The following is an 18722-nucleotide window of genomic DNA, read 5'->3' as shown; positions in this document are numbered from 1 at the left end:
ATCCCCCACTACCCTGGAGCAATCTTTGAGACGCGCGAAAATCGTCGCCACCCTGGGCCCCGCCACCTCCACGTACGAGACCGTGCGTGCACTCATCGACGCCGGAGTGGACGTCGCCCGTCTGAACCTCAGCCACGGTGACTACTCCGTGCACGAGAACAACTACGCCAACGTCCGTCGCGCTGCCGACGATGCGGGCCGCGCCGTCGCCATCCTCGTCGACCTTCAGGGGCCGAAGATCCGTCTCGGCAAGTTCGAGAACGGTCCCTACGAGCTCGCCGAAGGCGACATCTTCAAGATCACGACCGAAGACATCATCGGCAACAAGGAGATCTCGGGCACGACGTTCAAGGGCCTGCCCAACGACGTCAAGCCGGGCGACTTCCTGCTTATCGACGACGGCAAGGTCCGCGTCGAGGTCGTCGAGACCGACGGAGTCACCGTCACGACGCGCGTGATCGTCGCGGGCGCCGTCTCGAACAACAAGGGCATCAACCTGCCCGGCGTCGCCGTCAACGTCCCCGCGCTCAGCGAGAAGGACGAGGACGACCTCCGTTGGGGCCTGCGCATCGGCGCCGACCTCATCGCCCTGTCGTTCGTCCGCAACGCCGAAGACGTCAGCCGCGTGCACGAGATCATGGCAGAAGAGGGCGTCAAGGTTCCCGTCATCGCCAAGGTCGAGAAGCCGCAGGCCGTCGACGCTCTCGAGGAGATCGTCGACGCGTTCGACGCGATCATGGTCGCCCGTGGCGACCTCGGGGTCGAGCTGCCTCTGGAGGCCGTGCCGATCGTCCAGAAGCGCGCTGTCGAACTGGCACGCCGCAACGCGAAGCCCGTCATCGTCGCCACTCAGATGCTCGAGTCGATGATCAACAGCCCGGTGCCGACGCGCGCCGAGACCTCCGACGTCGCCAACGCCGTGCTCGACGGCGCGGATGCCGTGATGCTCTCGGGCGAGACCAGTGTGGGTGACTACCCGGTCGTTGTCGTCGAGACGATGGCTCGCATCATCGAGTCCACCGAAGAGCACGGACTCGAGCGCATCGCCCCGCTGACGAACAAGCCGCGCACGCAGGGTGGTGCGATCACTCTCGCCGCTCTCGAGGTGGCCGAGTTCGTCGACGCGAAGTTCCTTTGCGTGTTCACCCAGTCGGGTGACTCGGCGCGTCGTCTCTCGCGTCTGCGCTCGCGCATCCCGATGATCGCGTTCACACCCGAGCCGAGCATCCGCCGTCGCATGGCGCTCACCTGGGGCATCCGCTCGAAGCTCGTCGACATGGTCCAGCACACGGACCTGATGTATCTGCAGGTTGACGACTATCTGCTCAGCAGCGGACTCGCCGTCGAGGGTGACAAGGTCGTCGTGATCTCCGGTTCCCCTCCCGGAATCGTCGGCTCGACCAACGACATCCGCGTGCACAAGGTCGGAGACGCCGTGAACGGCGCGGCTCCGATCTACAAGGAAGCCACGGTCTGATCCAGGCAAGAGGCGAAGGGGCGGAGCCACGGTTCCGCCCCTTCGTCGTATCCGTCGCCGGGGAGTCCTGGCGGTTGGTATCGTCTGGCGTGACGGATGCGGCGCGGCCACCAGGGGAGGGGACATCATCGATCTCGTGAGACGGGCCCGCTGGTGGATCGCGGACTACGCCTATGCCGCCTACTGGCAGGTGCGCTCGGCCTTCGACCGCCGCGATCCGTCTTCGTTCGCCGGGGGCCATGCTGCTCCGATCGTCATCCTTCCCGGGGTCTACGAGACATGGCGCTTCATGCAACCGCTGATCACGGCCCTGCATGATCGCGGCCATCCGATCTACGTGGTCGATGCCCTGAGACGCAATCAGCGTCCCGTGCGGGATGCAGCGCGGGTCGTGACGGCCTTCCTCGAGCGCGCGGACCTGTCCGACGTGCTGCTCGTCGCGCACAGCAAGGGTGGACTCGCGGGCAAGCTCGCGATGGCCGGCCCGGCGGGGACTCGAGTACGCGCCATGTTGGCGGTCGCGACTCCCTTCGGCGGTTCCCGGTACGCACGGATACTCCCTGTCCCGTCTCTGTGGGCCTTCGCCCCCTCGCATCCCTCGATCGTGGAGCTCGCTCGGCATCAGGACGTGAACGAACGGATCGTATCGGTGTACGCCACCTTCGATCCGCATATCCCCGAGGGCAGCGAACTGCCGGGTGCGCGCCGGAACGTCCGGCTCGACACAGGCGGGCACTTCCGGATCCTCGCGGATCCTCGCGTCCTCGGCGAGGTCGCGTCTCTCTCCGAACCCTGAGCGGGTCGACCTCGGCGCCCGCGGCACCGTCTCGGGACCGGTCGGCGCCGCGACATGACGGATTCTCAGCGCATGACGGATACTCTGGTGCTGGCGCACGCCGTGACAGACCACGCGGGCGCCGTGCCCATGGATGAAGCGACCATCGAACCCGCCACGGACGCGCGCCTCGACAGCGCCCGGCCGCCGTGCGGCGTGCCCGTTGCGGGTCGTTCGGAGGCCCCGGCCGACCCTGCTGCGGTGATGGCTGATCCGATGACGTCGTCGAAGCCCGGCAGCATCGGGGTCCGCTATCGCCTCAAGCGTCGATTCCGAACGTGCGACGCGATCGCGTGCGTGCCGGTGCCGCTCGCGCAGACGCGCATCGCCGAGACGATCGCGGCGGACGACGGAGCCCGCATCTACGGTGGCGGCACCTACATGCCCGTGCTGCGTGACGGAGCCCCGGTGGACGCCTCCGACGAGAACCTCGACGCGATCATCCGTGCGGCGGTGCCGACACGGGTCGTGCTCGCAGAGCATCCTGCCGTCGCGGAGCGCGAACTGCACGCGGCCATGCGGCCCGCGCTGGATCGCTACCTCCTCATCGACGATGAGATCTGGTCACTCGTCTGAGGGCTGTTCTCTGATGTGCCGGCGGTGGGACTCGAACCCACACGCCCTTTCGGACAAAGCATTTTGAGTGCTCCGCGTCTGCCATTCCGCCACGCCGGCTCGTGTGTCGCGTCTTCGACTTTAGCGCAGCGGATCAGTGTCGATCCTCACGCGCCGCGGCATCGGGGGACCTCAGAGGCGCTCTCCACTAGGATGGATCTGTGACCGAGCAAGAACAGGCAGCCGAGCAGCCCACGTCATCCGCACCCCGACGCGTCGTCGTCGCCGAGGACGAGTCGCTGATCCGTCTCGACATCGTCGAGATCCTCCGCGACAACGGCTTCGATGTCGTCGGCGAGGCCGGCGACGGAGAGACCGCCGTGGCGCTGGCGACCGAGCTGCGCCCCGATCTCGTCATCATGGACGTCAAGATGCCGCAGCTCGATGGCATCAGCGCCGCCGAGAAGCTGCACAAGGGCAACATCGCACCCGTCGTCCTCCTCACGGCATTCAGCCAGAAGGAACTCGTCGAACGGGCCAGCGAGGCCGGCGCCCTGGCCTATGTGGTCAAGCCGTTCACGCCGAACGACCTGCTGCCCGCCATCGAGATCGCTCTCGCTCGTCACGAGCAGATCATCACGCTCGAGGCCGAGGTCGCCGACATGGTCGAGCGCTTCGAGACCCGCAAGCTCGTCGACCGCGCCAAGGGACTGCTCAACGAGAAGATGGGCCTTTCCGAGCCCGAGGCGTTCCGCTGGATCCAGAAGGCATCGATGGACCGCCGCCTGACGATGCAGGACGTGGCGAAGGCGATCATCGAGCAGCTCGCTCCGAAGAAGTAGCCTTTGCTTCCACTCGACGCAGAGCATGTTCTGCGTCCGGTCCGGATCGGCGACGGCGCGGCCCTCGCGAGAGCGTACTCCGCGAATCGCGACCATCTCGCGCCGTGGGAACCGCTCAGGGCTCCGGAGTTCTTCACTCCGGAGTGGCAGGAGTTCCATGCGGAGCAGTGCGTCATCGAAGCCTCGGCCGGTCGCAACATCCGGTTCGTGATCGAGTCGTCCGATGGTGAGATCCGCGGAAGGATCAACCTCAACAACATCGTCCGCGGGGCTTTCTGGAATGCGGACCTGGGCTACTGGGTCGACAGGACGCGTCTGCGGCGGGGACTCGCTTCCCGCGGCGTGCACCGGGTCGCCGAGTACGCCCGCGACGAGGTGCAGCTGCACAGGCTGCAGGCAGCGACCCTCCTGCACAACTCTGCTTCACAGCGTGTGCTCGCCGACAACGGCTTCGAGCGCATCGGCATCGCGCCGCAGTACCTGCGCATCGCGGGGGAGTGGCAGGATCACCTGCTGTTCCAGTTGCTGCTGGTCGAGCCGCTCAGCCTGCCGCGGGAGCGTCCTTGATCATGTTGGTGATCCGGATGGTCGAGCAACGACGCCCCTGATCGTCGGTCACGACGATCTCGTGCACGGTGATGCTGCGGCCGAGATGGACGGGTGTGCAGACGCCCGTCACGACACCCGACGTGGCGGAGCGCGTGTGGGTGGCGTTGATGTCCACCCCGACCGCGAGTCGGCCCGGGCCCGCGTGCAGGTTCGCCGCCATCGAGCCGAGCGACTCGCCGAGAACCACGTAGGCACCGCCGTGCATGAGGCCGACGGGCTGTGTGTTCCCCTCGACCGGGAGCGTCGCGACGCATCGCTCGGTGGTGAACTCGAGGAACTCCATGCCCATCTTCTGAGCGAGAGCACCCATTCCGCGGGCTGTCGCCCAGTCGAGTCCTGCACTGGTGGCAGTGTCGCTCATGGTTCCTCCTCAGCGGGTGTCTGTCGTCCTCGTTAGGCTGACAGGGTGACGGACTCCGCAAAGCCTACCCTCATGGTCGTCGACGGCCATTCGCTCGCCTATCGTGCCTTCTTCGCCCTCCCGGTCGAGAACTTCACGACGAAGGACAATCAGCACACGAACGCCATCTACGGCTTCCTGTCGATGCTGGTGAACCTCATCAAGGCCGAGCAGCCGACGCACATGGCGATCGCGTTCGACACCTCCCGTCATTCGTTCCGCACCGATCAGTATCCCGAATACAAGGCGACGCGGTCGGAGTCCCCGCAGGAGTTCCGGGGTCAGATCCCGCTGCTGCAGGACTGCCTAGCGGCGATGTCGATCCCCGTGCTCACCAAAGAGGGCTTCGAGGCCGACGACATCCTCGCAACGCTCTCGACGCAGGGCGCGGAGCAGGGATACGACGTCCTGGTGGTCTCCGGAGACCGTGACACGATCCAGCTGGTCACCGACGACGTCACGCTGCTGTACCCGTCCGTGCAGGGGGTCTCGCAGCTCAAGCGCTACGACCCGGTGACCGTGCAGGAACGCTACGGAGTGCGGCCCGAGCAGTATCCCGACATCGCGGCTCTCGTGGGCGAGACGAGCGACAATCTCCCCGGCGTGCCCAAGGTGGGGGAGAAGACCGCCGTCAAGTGGCTGACGCAGTTCGGTTCGCTCGACGACCTGCTCGAGCGAGCCGATGAGATCAAGGGGGTCGTGGGCGGCAACCTGCGCGATCACATCGAGGACGTGCGCCGTAACCGTCGGCTCAACCGACTGCTGCGCGACGTCGAGCTTCCCGTCGCTCCCGACGACCTCGCGGTCGCCCCGATCGACGCTCAGGCCGTGCGCGACATCTTCGCCCGCCTCGAGTTCCGCACCCTGCTGCCCCGTGTCTTCGAAGCAGTCGGCGCCGGCGAGGTCGCCGACGATCCGGCCGCGACGGTTGTGCTGCCCGAACCGACGCAGGTCACCGCAGCCGAGTTCGTCAGCTGGGCCGACGCGCAGACGGACGACGTCGCACTGCGTATCGTCGTGCAGGGCGGGGCACCGACGCGTCTCGGCGCCGCGACCGCGAGCGAGCTCCGCGAACTCGACTGGAACGATGACGACATCGAGGTGCTGAGACCGTGGCTCGAGTCGACGCGCCCCAAGGTGCTGCATGATGCGAAGCCCCAGGTGAAGGCGCTGCTGCGCCTCGGCATCCGACTCCAGGGACTCGCTTACGACACCAGTCTTGCCGGCTGGCTGCTGCGACCGAGCTTCCCCGACAAGACCCTGTCCGACCTCGTCGAACGGTATCTCGGAGAGAAGCTGCCCGAGGCGGATCCCTCGCAGCTCGTGCCGGAGACGGAGGGCGCCACCCCATCGCAGGAGGCCTGGTTCGCGCTCCGCGTCGCCACGGCTCTGCGTGACGACATCCCCGAGTCGGTCGCCGCTGTGCTCACCGACATCGAGCTTCCGACCCTGCTCACCCTGGCCGACATGGAGGTCGCGGGAGTCGCGGTGTCGCACGACGTCCTCTCGACGTTCTCGGGCGAGCTGGCGACGCGCGCCGACCGCCTCGCACAGGAGGCGTTCGGGATCGTCGGTCGCGAGTTCAATCTCGGATCTCCGAAGCAGCTCCAGGAGGTGCTGTTCGACGACCTGCAGCTGCCCAAGACCCGCAAGACGAAGACCGGATACTCCACGGATGCTGCGGTGCTCGCCGATCTCCAGGAGTCGCATCCGCATCCTTTCCTCGGTCTGCTGCTGCAGCACCGCGAGGCCACGAAGCTCCGCCAGATCATCGAGTCGCTCGACACCGCGATCGGAACCGATCACCGCGTGCACACGACGTATGTGCAGACCGGAAGCCAGACTGGGCGCCTGTCGAGCACAGACCCGAACCTGCAGAACATCCCGGTGCGCACCGAGGAGTCGCGTCGCATCCGCAGCGCGTTCCAGGTGGGAGAGGGGTACGAGTCGCTGCTCACCGCCGACTACTCGCAGATCGAGATGCGCATCATGGCCCATCTGTCCGGCGACGAAGGCCTCATCGAGGCGTTCAACAGCGGTGAGGACCTCCACCGCTTCGTCGGCGCGCGAGTGTTCGGGGTCGAACCGAGCGAGGTGACGTCCGCGATGCGCACGAAGGTGAAGGCGATGTCCTACGGCCTCGTCTACGGTCTCTCCGCGTTCGGCCTGTCGAAGCAGCTCCGCATCGAGCAGTCCGAGGCGAAGCAGCTGATGGTCGAGTACTTCGCGCGGTTCGGAGCGGTACGCGACTACCTCCGGGCATCCGTCATGAAGGCCAAAGAGGTCGGCTACACCGAGACCATCTTCGGGCGGCGGCGACCCTTCCCCGACCTCGCGAGCCCCAACCGCGTGCTGCGCGAGAACGCAGAGCGCGCAGCGCTCAACGCACCGATCCAGGGCAGCGCGGCCGACATCATGAAGATCGCGCTGCTGCACATCCACGAAGACCTCAGGTCGGAGGGACTGTCCTCGCGTGCGCTGCTGCAGATCCACGACGAACTCGTCGTCGAGGTCGCACCGGGGGAGTGGGACGCGGCCGAGCGGATCGTTCGGACTCGCATGGGCGATGCGGCGGATCTCACCGTGCCGCTCGACGTGCAGGTCGGGCGCGGGCAGGACTGGAACGAGGCGGCGCACTGATTCCGACCGCGCGTCCGTGACGACGGATGCGACCGCGAGGGCCGACAGCCCCGGCGACGGGTACCAATATCCTGCGCCGGGGCGCAGGGCTACGCTGGAGGGATGACCTCTTCCTCTCGCACACCGTCTGCCATCGACAGAGTCGCCGATGAGTGGGTCGACACCATCGCGGTGCTCGCTCCGACGCTCGGCACTTACATCGGCCGGGACGACGTCAACGACCGTTTCGGCGACCTGAGCCCCGAGGGGCACGAGGAGATCGTGCGAGCGACTCGCTCGACCCTCGCCGCGCTCGAAGCGCTCGAACCCGTGGACGCGATCGATGAGGTCACCAAAACCGATCTGGCCGCCGAGCTGAGTCTCGACCTCGAACTGCACGATGCCGACTGGCACCTGCGCGACCTGAACGTCATCGCGTCGGCGGCGCAGGACGTACGGTCGGCCTTCGACCTGATGCCCACCGCGACGGCGGACGACTGGAGCGTCATCGCCACCCGCCTCGCCGCGGTCCCTGATGCGCTCCGGGGCTACACCGAGACCCTCCGTGCAGGCATCGCCGCCGGAGTGACCCCCGCACGCCGTCAGGTCGTGGAAGTCGCGACGCAGATCGATCGCTATACCGCCGATGACGGATTCTTCGCTGCATTCGTTGCCGAGGCAGCGCCTCAGGAAGGCAATCTCCCCGCATCGCTCGCCCGTACTCTGGCCGACAACTCGGCCGCCGCTCGGGTCGCCTACGACGAGCTCCGCAGCTTCCTCGCGGACGAGCTGGCACCGGCAGCGACTGAGACGGACGCCGTCGGCCGAGAACTCTACGCGCTCAACTCGCGACGTTTCCTCGGAGCGACGATCGACCTCGACGAGACCTATGAATGGGGCCGCGAAGAACTCGCCCGCATGGTCGCGGAGCAGACCGCGATCGCGAACGAGATCCTGCCCGGAGCCACCGTCGAAGAGGCTGTCGCCCATCTCGAGGCCGACCCGTCCCGCAAGCTCGTGGGCACCGATGCTCTACAGCGCTGGATGCAGGAGACGAGCGACCGTGCCGTCGCAGAGCTCGGCGCGACGCACTTCGACATCCCGGAGGCGATCCGGACCCTCGAGTGCATGATCGCTCCGACGCAGGAGGGCGGCATCTACTACACCGGCCCCACCGACGACTTCTCACGCCCCGGCCGGATGTGGTGGTCGGTGCCCGAAGGCGTCACCGAGTTCGACACCTGGCGGGAACTGACGACCGTCTACCACGAGGGCGTCCCGGGACACCACCTGCAGATCGCCCAGGCGGTCTACAACCGCGCGGAGCTCAACTCCTGGCGCCGTCTGCTCGCAGGGACGTCGGGACACGCCGAGGGATGGGCGCTGTACGCCGAACGTCTGATGCAGCAGCTCGGCTACCTCGACGACCCGGCGGACAGGCTCGGCATGCTCGACGGTCAGCGGATGCGCGCAGCCCGCGTCGTGCTCGACATCGGCGTACACCTCGGCAAACCTCGTCTCGACGGTCAGGGCACGTGGGATGCCGACTACGCCCTGGACTTCATGCGCAAGAACGTGAACATGTCCGATCAGTTCGTGCAGTTCGAGGTCAACCGGTATCTGGGCTGGCCGGGGCAGGCTCCGTCGTACAAGGTCGGGCAGCGCATCTGGGAGCAGGTGCGCGATGCGTATCAGGCGGAGCGTGGCGCGGACTTCGATGTGAAGGAGTTCCACAAGCGCGCGCTCGACATGGGCGGGGTCGGACTCGACACGCTCCGCACGGCACTTCTGAATCGCTGAGGGAATGCCGCGCCGGTGTGCGCTGTTCATTCAGCTGAATAGAAAGGGCTGACATGAGCATCGAGTTCGGACTGGACACCTTCGGAGACATCACGAGAGGCGACGACGGCGAGCTCCTGACCGGCGCGCAGACGATCCGCAACATCGTCGAGCAGGCGGAGCGAGCCGACAGCGTCGGTGTCGACTTCTTCGGTGTGGGGGAGCACCACCGCGAGGAGTTCGCGGTGTCGTCCCCGGAGATGGTGCTCGCCACCATCGCAGGGCGCACAGAGAACATCCGCCTCGGCACCGCCGTCACCGTGCTCTCCTCCGACGACCCGGTGCGCGTCTTCGAACGGTTCTCGACACTCGACGCGCTCTCCAACGGACGCGCCGAGGTCGTGCTCGGGCGCGGATCGTTCATCGAGTCCTTCCCGCTCTTCGGATACGACCTCCGCGACTACGACGCGCTCTTCGAGCAGAAGCTCGACCTCTTCGTCGAGCTCCTCAAGGAGGAGCCGGTGACCTGGTCCGGCTCGATGCGCGCATCGCTCGAGAACGCGAATGTCTTCCCGAAGACGGAGAACGGTCTGCGCACCTGGGTGGGTGTCGGCGGCAGCCCCGAATCCGTCGTGCGGGTCGCCCGCCACGGACTGGGCCTGATGCTCGCGATCATCGGAGGTCCTGCGGGGCGATTCCGTCAGTTCGTCGACCTCTACCACCGCTCGATTGCGTCCTTCGGCACGACGTCGCATCCGATCGCGGTGCACTCGCCTGGTCACATCGCCGATACCGACGAGGAGGCGTGGGAGGCCGCGTACTCCGGTTTCGAGGCGATGAACAACACCATCGGTCGCGAGCGCGGGTGGCCTCCCTACAGCCGGGCGCGGTTCCAGAACGACGTCGGTCCCGCGGGTGCCCTCTACGTCGGTTCTCCCGACCGCGTCGCGGCCAAGATCGCCGACACCGTCACGACGCTCGGACTCGGGCGATTCGACATGAAGTACGCCACCGGCACCCTGTCGCACGACTCGATGATGCGCAGCATCGAGCTCTACGGGTCCGAGGTCATCCCTCGGGTGCGCAAGCTGCTGGCCGCCCAGGACTGACGCGGGACTCGGCAGCGCGGCGCTCCCCTCTACGATGAGGGGATGGCCAACACCGCGCTGCCGAGCCGGGCGTCCATCGCCGGGCGTCTCGATGAGCTTCCGTTCACGCGCCGCCACCTTCGTCTGCTCACAGGATCAGGCGTGGGGTGGGCTCTGGATGCGATGGACGTGGGACTCATCTCGTTCATCCTCGCCGCACTCACCCAGCAGTGGGGCCTGACGAAGGCGGATGCCGGGTGGATCGCCTCCGTCGGCTTCATCGGAATGGCGATCGGCGCAACGCTGGGCGGACTTCTCGCCGACCGGCTCGGACGGCGCCAGGTCTTCGCTCTGACGTTGCTCATCTACGGCATCGCCACCGGAGCGAGTGCGCTCGTGAGCGGCCTCGCCGCGCTTCTCGTGCTGCGCTTCCTTGTGGGGCTGGGGCTCGGCGCCGAGCTTCCCGTGGCGTCGACGTACGTGAGCGAGTTCGCGCCGGCGCGCATCAGAGGCCGGCTGATCGTCATCCTCGAGGCTTTCTGGGCGGTGGGATGGACGGCGGCCGCACTGATCGGCTTCTTCGTGATCCCCGCGTCCGACGCCGGCTGGCGCTGGGCGTTCGCCCTCGGCGCGATCCCCGCGGTCTACGCACTGATCGTGCGCTGGGGACTGCCGGAATCGCCTCGGTGGCTCGCGTCGCGCGGGCGCATCGCCGAGGCCGATCGCATCGTCTCGGCGTTCGAGGCCGACGCCGGTGTCGAGCCGGGGCCTGCGATCAGACGCGAGCCGATGTCGCGGGCGATCGCCGTGACGACGCGAGCTCGTCTGACGACACTGTGGAACGGCGAGTTCCGCGTGCGCACCCTGTGTCTATGGGTCGTCTGGCTGTGCGTGAATTTCGCGTACTACGGCGCCTTCATCTGGATCCCCAGCATCCTGGTCGATGCAGGCTTCGATCTCGTCCGCTCGTTCGGTTTCACTCTCATCATCACGCTCGCGCAGCTTCCGGGTTACGCCGTCGCCGCGTGGCTCATCGAGGTGTGGGGTCGACGCACGACGCTGTCGGTCTTCCTGATCGGCTCGGCGGTCTCGGCCGTCTTCTTCGGCACGTCGACGACCGAAGCCGCGATCATCGCCTCGGGCATGGCTCTCTCGTTCTTCAACCTGGGCGCATGGGGTGCGCTGTACGCGGTCACCCCGGAGATCTACCCGACCTCGCTTCGCGGCACCGGCGCGGGATGGGCCGCCGGAGTGGGGCGTATCGCGTCCATCATCGCTCCGCTCGCGGTGCCGGTCGTTCTCGTCGCCGGGGGCGCGCCGGTGCTGTTCGCGGTGTTCGGCGCGTGCTTCGTGGTCGCGGCCGCGGCGGCGTGGGGCCTGGTCGATCGCGGCGGGATGGCGCTCGACGACCGCTGATGCGCCTGGTGTCGGCGAGCGGGAATAGGCTGTCGAGGTGACAGACGTTCGCTATGTGGCCATCGGAGATTCCTTCACCGAGGGAGTGGGTGATGTGCTGCCCGACGGCCGCGAGCGAGGCTGGGCCGATCTCGTGGCTCAGGGGTGGGCCGATGCCGCCGGCCATTCGATCAGCTATGCCAACCTCGCCATCCGCGGCAAGCTGGCTTGGCCGATCGTCGAGCAGCAGCTGGAGCCGGCGCTCGCGCTGCGCCCGACCCACCTGTCGTTCAACGGCGGAGGCAACGACATGCTGCGGCCGCGGACCGACCTCGAGCACATCGCTGACGCGTTCAGCCGGGTCCTGCGCCGCTGCGACGAAGAAGGCGTCACCCTGATCCTCCTCTCCGGAGCGAATCCGAGCGGCCAGCTCCCGATGGGATCGCTCGTGCAGCGGCGAGGCGACCAGCTCTCGGATGCCGTGCTTCGACGCGTCGAAGGGCGCGACGATGTCGTGCGCGCATTGAACTGGCCCGACCGCGAGTTGGCAGATGCGAAGTACTGGTCCGAGGACCGCCTGCACATGAACGCCGCCGGTCACCACCGAGTCGCCGCACGGGTGCTGCAGGGGCTGGGCTACGAGCCTCCGTCGACCTGGTGGTCACCGACAGCCCTCACCGCGGGTGGCCCCGCGGGGCTCGCCTACTATCGAGAGTTCGTCGGCCCGTGGGTCAGGCGACGCGTCACGCGCACCTCGTCCGGTGACGGACGTGCCGCGAAGTACCCCGACTGGGTCGAGAGGGTGCCGCAGGCGTGACCGATATCGAGATGCGACCGATCCGGGGCGGGTCGGTCACACTGCATGATGCGCGCCGAAAGGTGGAACGCACCGTCAGTCTCGAGGATTTCGAGATCGGCGTCTTCCCGATCACCGAGGAGCAGCTGGCGGAGATCCTTCCGATCTCCTCACGCCATCCCCGTCGACCGGCCGCGGACCTGAGCTGGTTGCGCGCGATCCACTTCTGCAACGCCGCATCGGAGTGGGAGGGATTCGACCCGGTCTACCGATTCGACGGCGAGGACGTCACCTGGGACGTGACCGGAGAGGGCTATCGTCTCCCGACTGAAGCCGAATGGGAGTACGCGTGCCGGGCAGGGTCGACGGGGCCGCACTATGCACCTCTCGCCGAGGCCGCGTGGACGAGTGCCGACGGTGTGTCGGCTCCCCAGGAGGTCGGCGGCAAGCTGCCCAACCTCAACGGGCTGTTCGACATGCTCGGCAACGTGTGGGAGTGGTGCTGGGATCTGCTGGATCCCGCGCGATACGACGAGTATCGCGTGTTCCGCGGGGGCGGCTTCGCAGACGATTCGTGGAGCGTCCGCGCCTCGGTGCGTCGCGGGGGAGGACCCCGCATGCACCATGAGGACGTCGGGCTTCGAGTCGCGCGCGGCGCGTATGAGACTCCGGGAGAAGCTCAGGGGTGGTCGACGCGCGCCGACCAGGAGAGAGCAGCGTTCGACGGCCCGGTGCCGTTCGGCTGGACGCCGTTGCGGCGCCCAGGGCGCTGAATCGCTCGAGGCCGTCTCATCGCGACATGGGCCTGATCATGTACCGGCTCGGTCCCTCCGGCTCGGAGAAGCCGAACTTCGCGTAGAGGCCGTCCGCATCGCTGGTGGCGAGCATGATGCGCTTCACGGTCGAGGTCTCCTGCAGATCATCGACGATGCCCTGCACGAGCATCCTTCCGATTCCGATTCCGAGTCCTCGTTCGAGAAGGTGAAGCTCGGGGGCATGAGCACCATCCGCGGATTCCTCAGCGTCGCCGCTCAGGATCCAGCCCCATCCGGATGCGGGTGCGCTTGCGTTCGATCACGATGAAGGTGACACCGAGGATCCACAGCGGGATGGGCATGAGGAACGCCACTCGGAACGCCTCCAGCGAGTAGGTCTCCGGCGTCCCCGCGCCCTGCAGGTCGAGTGCGAGACCGATGAGGAAGATCGCGATGAGAGCGGCGATGAAGCCACCGGCATTCGTTACTCCTGTGGCCGTGCTGAGACGATGCGAGGGGTTGTGCGTGCGCGCGTGGTCGAAGGCGATCATGCTCGCCGGGCCTCCCGTCGCGAGCGCCACGGCGAGGACGTAGAGCAGCCAGAGCGGAGCCGGTTCGGGCAGGGCGAGGACGGCGACCCATGCGACGACCTGCACCCCGACGGCCGGAAGGACGAGTGCGAGCGAACGCTGATTCGGCAGCCGACGCGAGAGGTCTCCGATGATGGGGCCCAGTGCCATTCCGGCGATCACATACACCGAGATGATGCCCGCAGCATGCGCCGTGTCGAGCCCCTGCGCTGCGGTCAGGAAGGGCATTCCCCAGAGGAGGATGAACGCCGTGCCCGCGAAAGGTGTCGTGAAGTGCGACCAGAACGCGAGGCGGGTGCCGGGGTGCGCCCACGCGGCGCGGATGCCGACACCGGTGTCGATCGCCGACGTGACGACGCGGATGACACCCGTGTCGGTGTTGACCGTCACGTCGGCCCCACGCTCCGCCGGGTGATTGCGGATGACGAGCGCGACGAGAATGGTGAACAGCACGCCGAGCCCCGCGATGCTGCCGAAGGTGATCGTCCACGTCGTCGCGTGCAGGAGTGCGGCGAGGGGCACGAGTGCGATCAACTGTCCCGCCTGCCCGATGATGCCGGTGAACTGGACCATGATCGGCCCGCGCTGCGCAGGGAACCACGTCGCCACGAGCCGCAGCACGGCCGGGAAGATCGCCGCGTCGCCGGCGCCGAGCAGGATGCGCGCGAAGATCGCGATGCCGATGCCGGGGGAGAGGGCCATGGTGAGCTGACCTGCAGCCATGAGCAGCATGCCGATCGTCATGATCGGGCGCGAGCCGAAACGGTCGAGCAGGATGCCGATCGGAATCTGCATTCCGCCGTAGACGGCGAGTTGGACCACGGCGAACAGCGCGAGGGTCGACGCGTCGGCCTGGAATCGATCCGCGGCCTCCACCCCGACGGCGCCGAGGGAGGTGCGGTTCGTGATCGCCAGGACGTACGCCGCGACGCCGACACCCCAGATGAGCCAGGCTCTCCATCCCGGGGCGGTCACGGGGGAGCGGGGAACCTGATGCACTCCTCCCACGGTACTCCTGGTCGCGACCTCCCCTGTCGCGCAGCCCGCCCTCTCGGGTGTCTGGCGCATGTCGGATGCTGTCGCTAGCGTGGCCGCATGACACCCGCACCCGTGCACCACGCCATCAACTACGTCGAACTCGTCGTCAATGATCTCGAGACGGCGAAGCGGTTCTACCGCGACGCCTTCGGCTGGGTCTTCGTCGACTACGGTCCCGCCTATGCAGGCATCGCGTCACTCACAGGCGACGGATCCGAGGTCGGCGGGCTGCTCCTCTCCGATCAGGGACGCCCGCCCGGTGGCCCTCTCGTGCTGTTGTACTCCGACGATCTGGATGCCACCCAGGCGGCGATCACCGAGGCCGGCGGTGCGGTCGTGCAAGGTCCGTACGAGTTCCCGGGCGGCCGCCGCCTGCACTTCCTCGACCCCAGCGGCAACGAGCTCGGCGTCTGGTCCTCACGCTGAGGGCAGAATGAACCTGTGACCGAACAGCCTGATCTCGACACACTCATACGCCCCGAGCGCGCCTCTGTCCGCATCCGGCGGACGAACCTGCACGGTTCCGACGCGGTTGCGGTGACCCATCTCGTGCGGACGTACCTCCTCCAGACCGAGGACGAGAAGCGGGAGCACGGGATCGCAGTGCCATCCCCGCCCGGCACGCTGCCGCCGCATTACAGGCAGGAGGCTGATGACCCCGCTCTGACGTACGCCGGGTGCGTTGTGCTCATCGCAGAGCTGGACGATCAGCCCGTGGGAGTGGTCGTCATCCGGCCGGTCGCCGGAGAAGCAGAGGTCAAGAGGTTCTGGACGGATCCGAGCGTGCGGGGACGAGGCGTCGGCGGCGCTCTGCTCGATGCCGCCCTGGAGGTCGCGGGTTCCCCTGTCCGGCTGTCCGTCTGGCATTGGCGTGATGCGGCGATCCGTCTGTATGAATCCCGGGACTTCCTGCGTGTCGATTCCTGGGAGGATCGCGAGGCCCTCGTGTGCATGGTGCGACACCGCGATACTTTGCCCTTGCGCTAACCGTCCAGGTGCAGAATACTTTCATCTATGGCTAACCATGACGGCGTGAACGGAGTATTCCTCGCGCTCGCAGACCCGACGCGGCGGGAGGTGATCCGGATTCTCGGATCGGGTCCGGCGAGCGTGGGGGAGTTGGCGAAGTCGTTCGCGATCACGCTGCCCTCTTTCCTGAAGCACGTGCGCACACTGGAGGGGAATGGTCTCATCCGCACGACCAAACGCGGACGCGTGCGCACCTGCAGCCTCGACCGCGATCGACTCGCCACAGTGGGGGACTGGCTCGACGCTCAGCGCCGAATCTGGGATTCCCGTACCGATCGACTCGAAGTGGTCGCTGCAGGACTGGAGGAGCCCCGATGATCGACACGCTGGCGGCCGAGAACCCCGAGGCCCCGTGACGAACACATCCGGCCGAGCGGGCGCAAGACCCCTTCCTGGTCGCCTGCGGACGGCGCGCCTGATCCTTCGGCCGCAGACCGCCACCGACGCGACCGTCTTCCACACGCTCTGGACCGAGCGGGATGAGCGCGTGCCGGCGCACCGGAAGCTGGACGCAGCCGGACACCCTACGGCGTCCGACATCGCCGCGCACATCACCGATCCGGCCTCGGAGCGATCGAGCCTGCTCACAGTGGAGGACGCGGTGTCAGGGGAGGTTTACGGATACTGCGGGCTCGTCTTCGACGCGAACGGCAACGATGAGGAGCCCGAGGTAGCGTTCGAGCTCCTCCAGGCCGTGCACAATCGCGGATATGCCACGGAGGCCGCGACGGCGGTCCTGCGGTGGGCTGCCGAAGCGGGCTATCGCCGTGCGTGGGCGGGAGTCTGGGAGTGGAACGTGAGTTCGCGTCGCGTGCTCGACAAGCTGGGGTTCGTGGATTCGGGCCGATCGGGCCGCGTCAGCGAGCACGGTCGCACCCTCATCACGGTCCGCGACCTCGGGACCGAGCACACCCCGATCGAACGCACCGAGCTCGTCGAGCATCAGGATCTTTCCACATCGCAGTTGTCAGCGCTCGGCAAACTCTTCGACTCCGAGTACCGCGTGACGCACGGCGCCTGGAATCCTGACCGCCCGTACGGGTATTCGCCGGCGCATGTTCATGTGATGCTGTCGATCGGCCGGATCGTGATCGCGCATGTCGGCTTTCAGCGACGCACGATCAGTGCAGGCGGCCACGAGATCGTCGTCGCCGGAACCGGGGGAGTCCTCGTGCATTCCGACTGGCGCGGCAGTGGGGTCGGGCGACGGGTGATGGCGCGTGCCCAGCAGGCGATGCGGAACGACGCGCTGGTCGACTTCGGGTACCTCGGATGCCGTGAGGCGGTCGTGCCTTTCTATGAGAGCACCGGCTGGAGGCGGATCCGCGCGCAAGAACGTCACATATCGATCGCCGACGGTTCCGACGCGACCGAGCCCTTCGGAGCTCCCATACTCGTCTACGACGCATCTGACTCGCGATGGCCGCCGGGGGACGTCGATCTGAGGGGTACGCCCTGGTGACGCTCAGGCCTCCGGGAGAGGGCGCTCTCCCTCGAACTGACATAATGTGCATTATCGGCTATTACCCGTTCCGATGGCTCCCGCTGCGCCGTCGTCCAGAACGCCGCGGGACGGCCGGTGTCATTCGAGGTCGTATCCGGGTGGATACTCGATCTCCAGCGGCTGACTCGTCGGAGACTCGATAGAACGGGTGCGCTGTCGCAGTCGCTCGACGAGTTCGGGATCCTCGATCTCCGGACCCTCGCCAGCGGCCTCCTTGGACACGATCTGGCTCGCTGGACCGATGAGGAACTTCGCGACTGCTGTGCCGCCGTCGTTCTCCCGCACCGGGATCTCGACGATCTCCGCACGCTCATCGTCTCCCAGTGCTCGGCTGTAAGCCAGCAGCGCATCGGCGATCGCATCTCCAGTGAGGTACTCATCTCCGGCGTAGATGATCTTCTGCATGCTGCTTTTCTAGAGGATGACGCCGTCGACAAGATCTCCCTTGATCCGCGACTCGTTATTTGCTACGAGAACGATGCGAGCGCATCGCTAGGCTCTAGGCGTGAACGGTAGCAACATCGACATCGATTGGACGGTCGCCCGCGACGCCAATCAGGACAACTGGAACGATCGCGTACCGCTGCATGAGGTCGCCTACGGTCTCGACGCGTTCGACGATCCTTCGCATCTCAGCGACGTCGTCAGTGCCGATCTCCCGGTGCTTCGCCGATTCGTGCCCGACGGCAGGATCACGGGACTCGACCTGTGCCATCTGCAATGCCATATCGGTACCGACACAGTCTCGCTGGCCCGTGCGGGAGCGACCGTCACCGGCGTCGACTTCTCGGCGCCGGCCCTTGCTGCGGCCGAAGCGCTGGCCGAGCGCACGGGGGTTTCGGCGACATGGATCGAGACGGACGTCCTCGACGCACGCGCAGCCGTGACGGGTGACTTCGATGTCGTCTACACGAGCATCGGCACGATCACCTGGTTGGACGACCTCGACCGCTGGGCTGCGCAGATCGTCGGCCTGCTGCGTCCGGGAGGCACGTTCTTCATCCGCGACGGACATCCTGCTCTGTACGCGCTCGACGAAGATGCGCCGACGCTCGTGACCCGCTACCCGTATTTCGGCGACGGCCGGGCGCAGCGATGGGACGACGAATCGACCTACGCCGGGGACGGCAAGGTCGCGCACCCGCGCACGTACGAATGGCCGCACCCGCTCTCGGAGATCCTGGGGTCGCTGTTGAAAGCGGGCCTTCGTCTTCTGCACTTCGACGAGGGGCGAACACTCCCCTGGCGGTTCAGTCCTCGGATGGTCGAGGTCCCCGGCGGGTATGCCTGGCCAGAAACGGAACGGAACCTTCTCCCCTGCACGTACACCGTGGTCGCACGCAAGGACTGATCGCTCGTCGCGAAGGTTCGTACTCATCTGGCGACACGGCTCGTGACATGGCGCCAGCCG

The 18722-nt window shown here is 67.0% G+C and carries 20 protein-coding genes and 1 tRNA gene; 16 read left to right on the top strand and 5 right to left on the bottom strand.

Annotated features, from left to right (window positions below; all coding sequences use genetic code 11):
* Positions 1-25 precede the first annotated feature (25 nt).
* The 3 genes from pyk to ACIPV5_RS10885 all read left to right on the top strand — a co-directional run bounded on the left by pyk (position 26) and on the right by ACIPV5_RS10885 (position 2888).
* On the top strand, positions 26-1477 hold the full coding sequence (gene pyk, locus ACIPV5_RS10895) for a pyruvate kinase (RefSeq protein WP_053096089.1): 1452 nt from the start codon (positions 26-28) through the stop codon (positions 1475-1477).
* Positions 1478-1613: 136 nt separating this feature from the next.
* Positions 1614-2273: a triacylglycerol lipase gene (locus ACIPV5_RS10890; RefSeq protein WP_230100793.1), complete on the top strand. Its 660-nt coding sequence runs from the start codon at positions 1614-1616 to the stop codon at positions 2271-2273.
* A gap of 72 nt (positions 2274-2345) precedes the next feature.
* Positions 2346-2888, top strand: coding sequence for a hypothetical protein (locus ACIPV5_RS10885; protein WP_187249650.1), 543 nt, complete (start codon positions 2346-2348; stop codon positions 2886-2888).
* A gap of 16 nt (positions 2889-2904) precedes the next feature.
* Here ACIPV5_RS10885 and ACIPV5_RS10880 read toward each other — a convergent pair.
* Positions 2905-2987: transfer RNA gene (locus ACIPV5_RS10880), tRNA-Leu, on the bottom strand.
* 101 nt (positions 2988-3088) lie between these two features.
* Between ACIPV5_RS10880 and ACIPV5_RS10875 the strand changes: the two genes are divergently transcribed.
* Positions 3089-3709 carry an ANTAR domain-containing response regulator gene (locus ACIPV5_RS10875; protein ID WP_042536652.1) on the top strand — a complete coding sequence of 207 codons (621 nt, stop codon included), beginning with the start codon at positions 3089-3091 and terminating at the stop codon, positions 3707-3709.
* A gap of 3 nt (positions 3710-3712) precedes the next feature.
* Positions 3713-4276, top strand: a complete 564-nt coding sequence (locus ACIPV5_RS10870) for a GNAT family N-acetyltransferase (protein ID WP_400341019.1) — start codon at positions 3713-3715, stop codon at positions 4274-4276.
* On the opposite strand, the gene ACIPV5_RS10865 is transcribed toward ACIPV5_RS10870, so the two are convergent.
* Positions 4251-4679 carry a hotdog fold thioesterase gene (locus ACIPV5_RS10865; RefSeq protein ID WP_056278760.1) on the bottom strand — a complete coding sequence of 143 codons (429 nt, stop codon included), beginning with the start codon at positions 4677-4679 and terminating at the stop codon, positions 4251-4253. The two genes, ACIPV5_RS10870 and ACIPV5_RS10865, sit on opposite strands and share 26 nt — an antisense overlap.
* 45 nt (positions 4680-4724) lie before the next feature.
* Between ACIPV5_RS10865 and polA the strand changes: the two genes are divergently transcribed.
* From polA to ACIPV5_RS10835, 6 genes are all read left to right on the top strand, one after another.
* A complete protein-coding gene (polA, locus tag ACIPV5_RS10860) occupies positions 4725-7358 on the top strand; it encodes a DNA polymerase I (RefSeq protein ID WP_285365539.1) in 2634 nt (877 codons plus the stop codon).
* Positions 7359-7460: 102 nt separating this feature from the next.
* On the top strand, positions 7461-9137 hold the full coding sequence (locus tag ACIPV5_RS10855; RefSeq protein ID WP_053096084.1) for a DUF885 domain-containing protein: 1677 nt from the start codon (positions 7461-7463) through the stop codon (positions 9135-9137).
* Positions 9138-9190: 53 nt separating this feature from the next.
* Positions 9191-10225, top strand: coding sequence for an LLM class flavin-dependent oxidoreductase (locus ACIPV5_RS10850; protein ID WP_056278758.1), 1035 nt, complete (start codon positions 9191-9193; stop codon positions 10223-10225).
* 42 nt (positions 10226-10267) lie between these two features.
* Complete coding sequence (locus tag ACIPV5_RS10845) at positions 10268-11620, top strand: MFS transporter (protein ID WP_072591281.1); 1353 nt, start codon at positions 10268-10270, stop codon at positions 11618-11620.
* A 37-nt stretch (positions 11621-11657) separates the two neighbouring features.
* Positions 11658-12416, top strand: coding sequence for an SGNH/GDSL hydrolase family protein (locus ACIPV5_RS10840; protein WP_056278756.1), 759 nt, complete (start codon positions 11658-11660; stop codon positions 12414-12416).
* 11 nt (positions 12417-12427) lie between these two features.
* Complete coding sequence (locus ACIPV5_RS10835; RefSeq protein WP_400341263.1) at positions 12428-13168, top strand: formylglycine-generating enzyme family protein; 741 nt, start codon at positions 12428-12430, stop codon at positions 13166-13168.
* 16 nt (positions 13169-13184) lie between these two features.
* On the opposite strand, the gene ACIPV5_RS10830 is transcribed toward ACIPV5_RS10835, so the two are convergent.
* Positions 13185-13334, bottom strand: coding sequence for a hypothetical protein (locus ACIPV5_RS10830; RefSeq protein WP_285365548.1), 150 nt, complete (start codon positions 13332-13334; stop codon positions 13185-13187).
* A gap of 79 nt (positions 13335-13413) precedes the next feature.
* The gene (locus ACIPV5_RS10825) at positions 13414-14739 is read right to left on the bottom strand and encodes a nitrate/nitrite transporter (protein WP_053096080.1); all 1326 of its coding nucleotides are present in this window, start codon (positions 14737-14739) and stop codon (positions 13414-13416) included.
* Between the two features lie 96 nt (positions 14740-14835).
* Here ACIPV5_RS10825 and ACIPV5_RS10820 point away from each other — a divergent pair, with 96 nt between their 5' ends.
* Genes ACIPV5_RS10820 through ACIPV5_RS10805 form a run of 4 tightly spaced genes read left to right on the top strand, consistent with a single transcriptional unit; the run spans position 14836 to position 17269 of the window.
* On the top strand, positions 14836-15204 hold the full coding sequence (locus tag ACIPV5_RS10820; RefSeq protein WP_056278755.1) for a VOC family protein: 369 nt from the start codon (positions 14836-14838) through the stop codon (positions 15202-15204).
* Between the two features lie 15 nt (positions 15205-15219).
* The gene (locus ACIPV5_RS10815) at positions 15220-15765 is read left to right on the top strand and encodes a GNAT family N-acetyltransferase (RefSeq protein ID WP_400341018.1); all 546 of its coding nucleotides are present in this window, start codon (positions 15220-15222) and stop codon (positions 15763-15765) included.
* Between the two features lie 27 nt (positions 15766-15792).
* Positions 15793-16125 (top strand): ArsR/SmtB family transcription factor, encoded by a 333-nt coding sequence (locus ACIPV5_RS10810; protein WP_400341017.1) that lies wholly within the window; start codon positions 15793-15795, stop codon positions 16123-16125.
* A 34-nt stretch (positions 16126-16159) separates the two neighbouring features.
* Positions 16160-17269, top strand: coding sequence for a GNAT family N-acetyltransferase (locus ACIPV5_RS10805; protein WP_400341016.1), 1110 nt, complete (start codon positions 16160-16162; stop codon positions 17267-17269).
* Positions 17270-17389: 120 nt separating this feature from the next.
* Here the strand turns inward: ACIPV5_RS10805 and ACIPV5_RS10800 are convergent, their stop codons facing one another.
* Positions 17390-17716 (bottom strand): hypothetical protein, encoded by a 327-nt coding sequence (locus ACIPV5_RS10800; RefSeq protein ID WP_053096077.1) that lies wholly within the window; start codon positions 17714-17716, stop codon positions 17390-17392.
* A 100-nt stretch (positions 17717-17816) separates the two neighbouring features.
* Here ACIPV5_RS10800 and ACIPV5_RS10795 point away from each other — a divergent pair, with 100 nt between their 5' ends.
* Positions 17817-18662, top strand: a complete 846-nt coding sequence (locus ACIPV5_RS10795) for a class I SAM-dependent methyltransferase (protein WP_400341015.1) — start codon at positions 17817-17819, stop codon at positions 18660-18662.
* Positions 18663-18722 lie beyond the last annotated feature (60 nt).

It is taken from the genome of Microbacterium sp. NPDC090014 (assembly GCF_044748285.1).
Classification (GTDB): Bacteria; Actinomycetota; Actinomycetes; order Actinomycetales; family Microbacteriaceae; genus Microbacterium.
This window is presented reverse-complemented; position numbering and strand designations above follow the sequence as displayed.